The organism is Devosia sp. (genome assembly GCF_035944845.1).
In the GTDB taxonomy this organism is placed as follows: domain Bacteria; phylum Pseudomonadota; class Alphaproteobacteria; order Rhizobiales; family Devosiaceae; genus Devosia_A.
Window position 1 is genome coordinate 22,239 of record NZ_DASZAW010000142.1, and the last position, 7,094, is coordinate 29,332.

8 protein-coding genes and 1 pseudogene are annotated in these 7,094 nt (G+C 64.7%); 6 read left to right on the top strand and 3 right to left on the bottom strand.

The window, feature by feature from the left end:
- Nucleotides 1-40 precede the first annotated feature (40 nt).
- Nucleotides 41-328, bottom strand: coding sequence for a co-chaperone GroES (locus tag VGV07_RS27180; RefSeq protein WP_326871865.1), 288 nt, complete (start codon nucleotides 326-328; stop codon nucleotides 41-43).
- Nucleotides 329-604: 276 nt separating this feature from the next.
- Between VGV07_RS27180 and VGV07_RS27185 the strand changes: the two genes are divergently transcribed.
- Together VGV07_RS27185 and VGV07_RS27190 are read left to right on the top strand one after the other, a co-directional pair.
- On the top strand, nucleotides 605-1,756 hold the full coding sequence (locus VGV07_RS27185; RefSeq protein WP_326871866.1) for a glycosyltransferase family 2 protein: 1,152 nt from the start codon (nucleotides 605-607) through the stop codon (nucleotides 1,754-1,756).
- Entirely contained in the window at nucleotides 1,747-1,929 is a 183-nt protein-coding gene (locus VGV07_RS27190) for a hypothetical protein (RefSeq protein ID WP_055884859.1), read from the top strand. The genes VGV07_RS27185 and VGV07_RS27190 overlap by 10 nt, the downstream gene beginning before the upstream one ends.
- Before the next feature lie 274 nt (nucleotides 1,930-2,203).
- On the opposite strand, the pseudogene VGV07_RS27195 reads toward VGV07_RS27190, so the two are convergent.
- Together VGV07_RS27195 and VGV07_RS27200 are read right to left on the bottom strand one after the other, a co-directional pair.
- Nucleotides 2,204-2,355 (bottom strand): annotated as a pseudogene (locus tag VGV07_RS27195) (type II toxin-antitoxin system RelB/DinJ family antitoxin); the annotation flags it as partial.
- Nucleotides 2,356-2,409: 54 nt separating this feature from the next.
- Nucleotides 2,410-3,207: a helix-turn-helix domain-containing protein gene (locus VGV07_RS27200; RefSeq protein WP_326871867.1), complete on the bottom strand. Its 798-nt coding sequence runs from the start codon at nucleotides 3,205-3,207 to the stop codon at nucleotides 2,410-2,412.
- Between the two features lie 207 nt (nucleotides 3,208-3,414).
- Between VGV07_RS27200 and VGV07_RS27205 the strand changes: the two genes are divergently transcribed.
- From VGV07_RS27205 to VGV07_RS27220, 4 genes are all read left to right on the top strand, one after another.
- A complete protein-coding gene (locus tag VGV07_RS27205) occupies nucleotides 3,415-4,647 on the top strand; it encodes an EAL domain-containing protein (RefSeq protein ID WP_326871868.1) in 1,233 nt (410 codons plus the stop codon).
- A gap of 24 nt (nucleotides 4,648-4,671) precedes the next feature.
- A complete protein-coding gene (locus VGV07_RS27210; protein ID WP_326871869.1) occupies nucleotides 4,672-5,526 on the top strand; it encodes a TIGR01459 family HAD-type hydrolase in 855 nt (284 codons plus the stop codon).
- Nucleotides 5,527-5,672: 146 nt separating this feature from the next.
- The gene (locus VGV07_RS27215) at nucleotides 5,673-6,647 is read left to right on the top strand and encodes a bifunctional riboflavin kinase/FAD synthetase (RefSeq protein WP_326871870.1); all 975 of its coding nucleotides are present in this window, start codon (nucleotides 5,673-5,675) and stop codon (nucleotides 6,645-6,647) included.
- Between the two features lie 144 nt (nucleotides 6,648-6,791).
- Nucleotides 6,792-7,094 (top strand): class I tRNA ligase family protein (locus VGV07_RS27220; protein ID WP_326871871.1); only part of this gene is annotated, 303 nt, incomplete at its 3' end.

Here is a 7,094-nt window from a genome sequence, read left to right on the forward strand (position 1 = left end):
ACGAGTTGGGGGGAGGGATCTGAACCGGCGGAGCGCCTGGTTACGAGATCACGCCCATGATGTCGGATTCCTTCATGATCAGCAGGTCCTGACCATTGAGCTTCACCTCGGTGCCGCTCCACTTGCCGAACAGGATCCGGTCGCCTTCCTTGACGTCGAGGGCAACGATCTTGCCGCTCTCATCGCGGGCGCCCGGGCCCACCGAGACGATCACGCCCTCGGAGGGCTTTTCCTTGGCAGTGTCGGGGATGATGATGCCGCCAGCCGATTTCTCTTCGCTGTCGACGCGCCGGACGACCACGCGGTCGTGCAGGGGACGGAAAGCCATTTTTGCTCCTATCAGCAACTAAGTGATTTCGCGTCTGTTAGCACTCGTGATCGAGGAGTGCTAACAGCTGGCAGGGATATAGGAGGGGGGGCAAACCGAGTCAAGGACGAGACGAGTCATACGATAGGTATGTGGCGGCTATGCGACGGACGCATGAAACGGGGGCCCCGTCGCCACGTTTGTAGTGCCGAGAGAAACCGCAAACCGGTTGAAGGTAAGTTGCAAAGCACCAAGCTTGGCAGTACCTGAAGCGCCAGAGATATATCCGGAGCAGACGTGACCGTCGTCCAGTTCGATAGCCACTCCCGCAAGTCCCCCGAAGCCTGGGTTGCCCCGCAGCTTGCGGTGATCGTCCCCAGCTACAACGAGCGCGAGAACGTCGCCCTGTTGTACGAGAAGGTAACGGCCGCCCTTGGAGCGACGCCGTTCGAGTTCATCGTGGTCGACGACAACTCGCCCGATGGCACGTCGGAAGTGGTGCGCGAGATGGCGCGCCACCACCCCAACGTACGTGGCATCCACCGGCTCGGCCGTCGCGGCCTCAGCTCGGCGGTGGTCGAGGGCATCCTCGCCAGCGCTGCGCCTTTTTTTGCCGTCATCGACGCCGATCTGCAGCACGACGAAACCGTCCTGCCGCTGATGCTCGAAAAGGCCATCGCCGGCGACCACATCGTTGTCGGCACACGCTACAGCGGCGAGGGCAGCGTCGGTGATGGCCTGTCGAAGACGCGTGAGGCCGGCAGCCGCTTCGCCACGAAGCTCTCGAGCCTTGTCACCGGTAAATCGCTCAGCGACCCGATGAGCGGCTTCTTCCTGATGCGTCGCAGTGTGTTCGACGAAGTCGCCCCTTCGCTCAGCGACGACGGTTTCAAGATTCTGCTCGATATCATCGTCTCGGCCGGCCGCTCGCGCGCTCGCCAGGGCAAGGAACTGCGGATCGGCGAGGTGCCCTATACGTTCCGCCCGCGCCACGCCGGCGAGAGCAAGATGAGCTCGATCGTCGTGGTGCAGTTTCTCGGCCTGATCGTCTCGAAGCTATCGGGCGGCCTGTTGCCGACCACCTTCCTGCTGTTCGCCCTCGTCGGCGGGCTTGGCGTCGTCGTGCATATGGGGACGCTGTGGTTCACCCATGAGGTGCTGAGCTTCAATTTCGTCTGGTCGCAGGTGGCCGCAACGCTCCTCGCCATGACCTTCAACTTCATGCTCAATAACGAGCTGACCTACGCCAACAAGAAGCTGCGCGGCTGGCGCTATCTCACCGGCATGCTCACCTTCTACGCCGTCTGCTCCATCGGCGCCCTCGCCAACGTCTCGGTCGCCAGCTGGATCTATGCCTATGACGGCCAGTTCTACGTGGCGGGCCTGCTCGGCGTGCTGATGAGCGTCGTCTTCAACTACTCCGTTACAAAGGTGTTCACATGGCGGTAAGCGCAGAACTCGAAATCAAGCTCCGCCGCACCGGTGGCGTCGGCCCCAACACCAAGTGGGACTGGAGCCTCGTCGACGCCAGCGGCACCGTGGTGAAGAAGGGCTCGGCCCTGGGCGAAGAAGCCCGCGCCTTTGCCACGGCCAAGAAGGCCCGCGACAAGCTGAAGGGCTAGTTGAACGTTTTCGGCCAGCGGCGCGCCATCTGTGCAAGTCTGAGGATCAGGATTTACTGACCTTCGACGCGATATACAGCGAAGGGTGGTGGTAGAGGATTGGCAGACTGTCGTCGATCCGCTGATCAACGTGTAGCGCCGATTGAGGTGGTCGATAGCATCATCTCGGTCGCGCTGGGCTTTGCAAGTCCAGCGGATGATCATTTCTTCTGGCTATCGATCAGCCGTCGCAGTTCTTCCCGGCGGCGCGCGAAGTGGGCGCGAACCTCCTCAGCAGACCGGCAGGGATGGCACCCTCGTTGGCGATCCGGGTGAGCAGGATGCCCACGGCATCCGACACGGTCAGGCCGACCTTTCGACTATTTCGGCGGCACGGTCTCGACTCTTGGGGGCGATGCGAGTTTGAACGAGGGCGTTGGCGGCCATTTCGGAACTCCTGTTTGAGTTCCAATGCAATGCACGTGCATTACGCCATCAAACCTAGGCCGCGCCCCGCTTGCCCTCGAGTTCCGCCCAAGCCTGCCGCTTGCGGTAGATCGTCGACGGGCTGAGCTCCAGCGCCTGTGCCGCCAGCGCGATGTTGCCGCCGAAGCTCTCGATCGCTTCCTCGATGATCCGCTGTTCCTGCTGCCACATCGGCAGCACCACCGGCCGTATCGGCGACTCCGCCGCTCCGTTGGCCCGCTCGGCCTCACTGCCGTCAAACATCGCGACGATGCGGCGTGCCACGCCTTCCAGGTTTTCCGCACTGCCCGGCAGGTCGCGCGCCACGAAATCGAGCACGGTCTGCAACTGGCTCGACGCATCGATCAGTCCTGCAACGCGTTCGCGCTCCGCCGGGCCCCGGAAGGCTCCGGCGATGGGGCGACCGTGGCGCTGCGCCAGTTCACTGAGCCGCGCCGACAGCACGACGCCGTCCACCGGTCGCGTCACGTGTTCATGCGCGCCCGCCTGCAGCGCCGCGAGCGTTGCCGAAACCGAGTTGCCATCGCTGAGCACCACCACGAGCGAACCGGGCGCGAGGCGAACCAGTCGCGCCACGGCATCCTCGGCTTCCGGCGAGAGGTCGCGCAGGCTCTCGAGGTCAGCCAGCAGCAGGTCGTACGACAGCATGCGCAGCCGGTCGGCCGCCTCTCTGCCGCTGCAGGCGAGCGCAATTTCGGGCGCGACGATGAATCCCTGATCGAGCACTTCGATCAAAGTCCTGGCGCCCGCCTCGTCGCGATCGACGAGCAGGATGCGGGCGGTGTTATCCTGGCCCAAGCCGGGAGCGGGCATGACGACAAGTCCTTGGGCACGTGGCTGTGCTGAATGGAGTGTTGACGAACTGGGTAAATAAAGCGTTCCAGCCGACGCGTACGGAAACGCGCGGCGGCCCCCGGTTAGCCACAACTCCCGCGTCCACGCGCCTTTCGGCAGGGCCCGCCCGATGCTATGACGGGATGCGTCGAATCCCGCCGGTCACCTTGGGAGCCCGAGCGTTAAGTGCAAGGCCTCGTCTACATCTTCATCGCGCTGGCCACGCTTGGCGTTGCGGCGGCAGCCTATTTCGGACTGACCTTTTCGCCGATCGAAGCTTTTGTCACCGCGATCGCCTTCGGCGCGCTTGCCGTCATGCTGATGGAGCGCCGCCTGCGTCAGCGCTCGGAGGCGCGGCTCGAACGCGCCGTCGAGGATCTGGCGCGTCTGCTGTCGACTGATGCCAAGGCCGGGCAAGTGCTGAGCCAGCGCGTCAACGCCATCGCCGACACCAATGTCGGCAGCCGGCTCGACGGCATCGAGGCCGATATCTCGGTGCTTGGCACCGTGACGCGCCAGCTCGCCGAAGCTTTGGCCGAGTTCGAGGAAGCCCGCCGCGCCGATGGAGGCTCGCGCCTTGCCGAAGCGATGGCCGAGCCGGCAGAGCCCGACGACGACATCTTCCTCGATCCGATGATCCCGGAGGCCGAGCTCCGCGCCGCCATCGACGCGAACCGGCTGGTCTTCCACATCGAGCCGGTGGTCCGCCTGCCGGCGAGGAAGCCGCTTGGTTACGACCTCGTGCCGCGGTTGATGCAGGACGCAGGCGGCCTGGCCGATGCCCCAGATTTCATGCCGCGGCGCGGCGGCGAGGATCTGATCCGGCGCATCGAGGCGATGGGGCTCGATGAAGCTGTTACCATCGCGCGACGGGCCAAGACCTCCGGCCAGCCGATCACCCTGTTCCTGCCGCTGAGCCGCGCCACTATCCTCGATAGGAAGGCGCTGGAGCAGGTGACAGCGACCCTCGTCGCCAACCAGGCCATCACCGCTTCGCTGAACTTTGCGGTGCGGCAGACCGAATGGAAGCCGCTCGGCCCCACCGAGAAACGCGCCCTCTACGAGTTCCGCAAGGCCGGCGCCGGGTTCGTTCTCACCGACGCCACCTCGCTCCGCTTCGACTTCGCCGAGCTCGAAGGGCTCGGCTTCAGCGACGTACGGTTCGACGCCACCCGTTTCCTGTCGCAGCCGCAGAGCTTCACCGATTTCCACACCGCCGACATCGCCCCCTATGCCAAACGCTTCGAGATCGAGCTCTGCGGGACCGGGGTGATCGACGAGCAACAGTTGCTCAGCCTGTTCGAAGATGGCATCAGCCTCGTCCAAGGGCCGCATATCGGCCGGCCCGGCCCGGTTCGTCCGGACCTGGTGGCTGAGCGGCCGCGCGATGCCGCGCACCGCGTCGAGGCGCAAGCGTAAACTAGGCAGAGAACTAGGATCACCATGCAGGCACTTGCAGGACTGAGCGGGATAGCCCCCCGCTACGATGTGGTTTTGAGCGACATCTGGGGCGTCGTGCATAACGGCGTCGCGGCCCACCCCACCGCCGTCGAAGCGCTGGTCAACTATCGCCTGAATGGCGGCCGCGTCGTCCTCATCAGCAACGCCCCGCGTCCGCATGGCCCGATCATCGAAATGATGGACCGGCTCGGCGTCTCCCGCGCAGCCTACGACGATGTGGTGACCTCAGGCGACGCTACCCGCGTGGTGCTCGAGCGCTATCGTGGCCAGACCGTCCACTATGTCGGCCCGCCGCACGACAATGACAGCCTGTTCGACGGGCTCGACATCACTTTGGGCCGCGCCGAGGACGCCAAGGCCATCGTCGTTACCGACCTCGATACCGACCATGACACCCCGGACATGTACAATGACCGGATTACCCTGTGGCTCAGCCGAAACCTGCCGCTGATCGCCGCCAATCCCGATCGGGTGGTCGAGCACGGCGACCAGATTCTCTATTGCGGTGGCGCCCTCGCCGACCTCTACGAGGCACGCGGCGGCATGATCGTCATGGTCGGCAAGCCCTACAAGCCGATCTACGCCGAAGCCCTGCGTCTGGCCGAGAAGGCCGCCGGCCGGCCGGTCGATCGCAGCCGGATCCTTGCCATCGGCGACTCGGTACGTACCGATGCCATCGGCGCGGCCGGGGCGGGGCTCGACCTGTTGTTCATCACCGGCTCGATTCATGCCGCCGAACTCGATGCCTTCGGTAACCCCGACCCTGAAGCCATTCGCCGCCTGGTCGAGCCCAGCGGGGCAAATGTTGCGGGGTTCATGTCGCGGTTGGCCTGGTAGGCCTTGCCCTCCCCGTTACGGGAGGGCAAAGCCCCTGAGGAGAGGCGGCACGATCCCCGACCTGCATAGCAGCCTCCAACCTTAGCCGCCTTGCAAGCCACTCGGTTTCTTGCCATATCGCCTTCACTCTTAAGGCGGGTACGAATTTGAGCGGCTTCATCAGGCTCGCCGGACTCGACCAGGTTCCGGCGTCGCTGCGCGGCGCCATGGTCGCGATCGGCAATTTCGACGGCTGCCACCGCGGTCATCAGCACGTGTTTCGGGCGCTGAAGGCCCGTGCGGCCGCGCTTGGCGTGCCGGCGCTGGTTCTCACCTTCGAGCCGCATCCGCGCGACGTGTTCGCGCCGGCACCCTTCATGTTCCGTTTGACCTATGCCGACCAGAAGGCCGAGATCGCTGAAGCGCTCGGACTCGACGGCATCGTGGTGATGCCGTTCGACCTGCCATTCTCGCATATCGAGGCCGAGGACTTCGTCACCCGCTTCCTCGTCGGGGCGCTCGGCGTCACCGGTGTTTCGGTCGGCGCCGATTTCCATTTCGGCTACAAGCGTCAGGGCACGCCGGATTTCCTCAGGGACGCCGGTCTTCGCCATGGCTTCGAGGTCGAGATCCTCGACATGCTCGATGAGGGCGACGACCACATCTCGTCCTCCCGCATCCGCGCCCTGCTCGGTGAGGGGGATGTCGCCGGCGCCGGCCAACTTCTCGGCTACCACTGGTTCCTGTCGGGCGTCGTGGTGAAAGGTGACCAGCGGGGCAGGGAACTCGGCTTCCCCACCGCCAACACTGCGAGCCCCACCGGCTTCGGCCTGCTGCAGGGCGTCTATGCCGTCCGGGCCAAGCTCAACGGCCGCCTGCTCGATGGCGTCGCCAGCTACGGCAAGCCGATGTTCAACAACGAGCGTCCGCCCTTCGAGACCTGGATCTTCGATTTCGACGAGGATATTTACGGCGAGACGCTGGAGGTGGCGCTGCTCGGCACCGTACGCGGCCAGGTCAAGTTCGCCGGGCTCGACGAGTTGATCGCCGCCGTCAACAACGATGCGGCCCAGGCCCGCCTGCTGCTGCAGTCGACCCTGCCGGTGTCGGAACTGGACGAGAAGCTCGGCTTCTTTCGCTAAGCTGACTGAGGAGACGGCCCCTCCCATCGTCCCCCTTGAATGGGGAGGCCGGGAGGGGGCCGTCTCTATCGGCCAAAACCCCTTTCACCTCGCGCCCTCGCTTGCTACAAGCCCGCAACTTCCCTTGAACATCGATCGATGACGATGAACGATACTGCGACCAGCGGCGCCGAGACCGATTATTCCGCGACGCTCTTCCTGCCCGAGACCGAGTTCCCGATGCGCGCCGGCCTGCCGGCCCGTGAGCCGGATTGGCTGAAGCGTTGGGAAGACATGGACATTTATGCCCGCCAGCGCACCGCCGCCAAGGGCAAGCCGCTGTTCACGCTGCACGATGGCCCGCCCTACGCCAACGGCAACATCCATATCGGCCACGCGCTCAACAAGATCCTCAAGGACCTGGTGAGCCGATCCAAGACCATGCTCGGCTACAACTCGGCCTATGTG

Coding starts and splice junctions, on each gene's coding strand:
- VGV07_RS27180 (WP_326871865.1), bottom strand. CDS start 328: ATGGCTTTCCGTCCCCTGCACGACCGCGTGGTCGTCCGGCGCGTCGAC.
- VGV07_RS27190 (WP_055884859.1), top strand. CDS start 1,747: ATGGCGGTAAGCGCAGAACTCGAAATCAAGCTCCGCCGCACCGGTGGC.
- VGV07_RS27200 (WP_326871867.1), bottom strand. CDS start 3,207: ATGCCCGCTCCCGGCTTGGGCCAGGATAACACCGCCCGCATCCTGCTC.
- VGV07_RS27210 (WP_326871869.1), top strand. CDS start 4,672: ATGCAGGCACTTGCAGGACTGAGCGGGATAGCCCCCCGCTACGATGTG.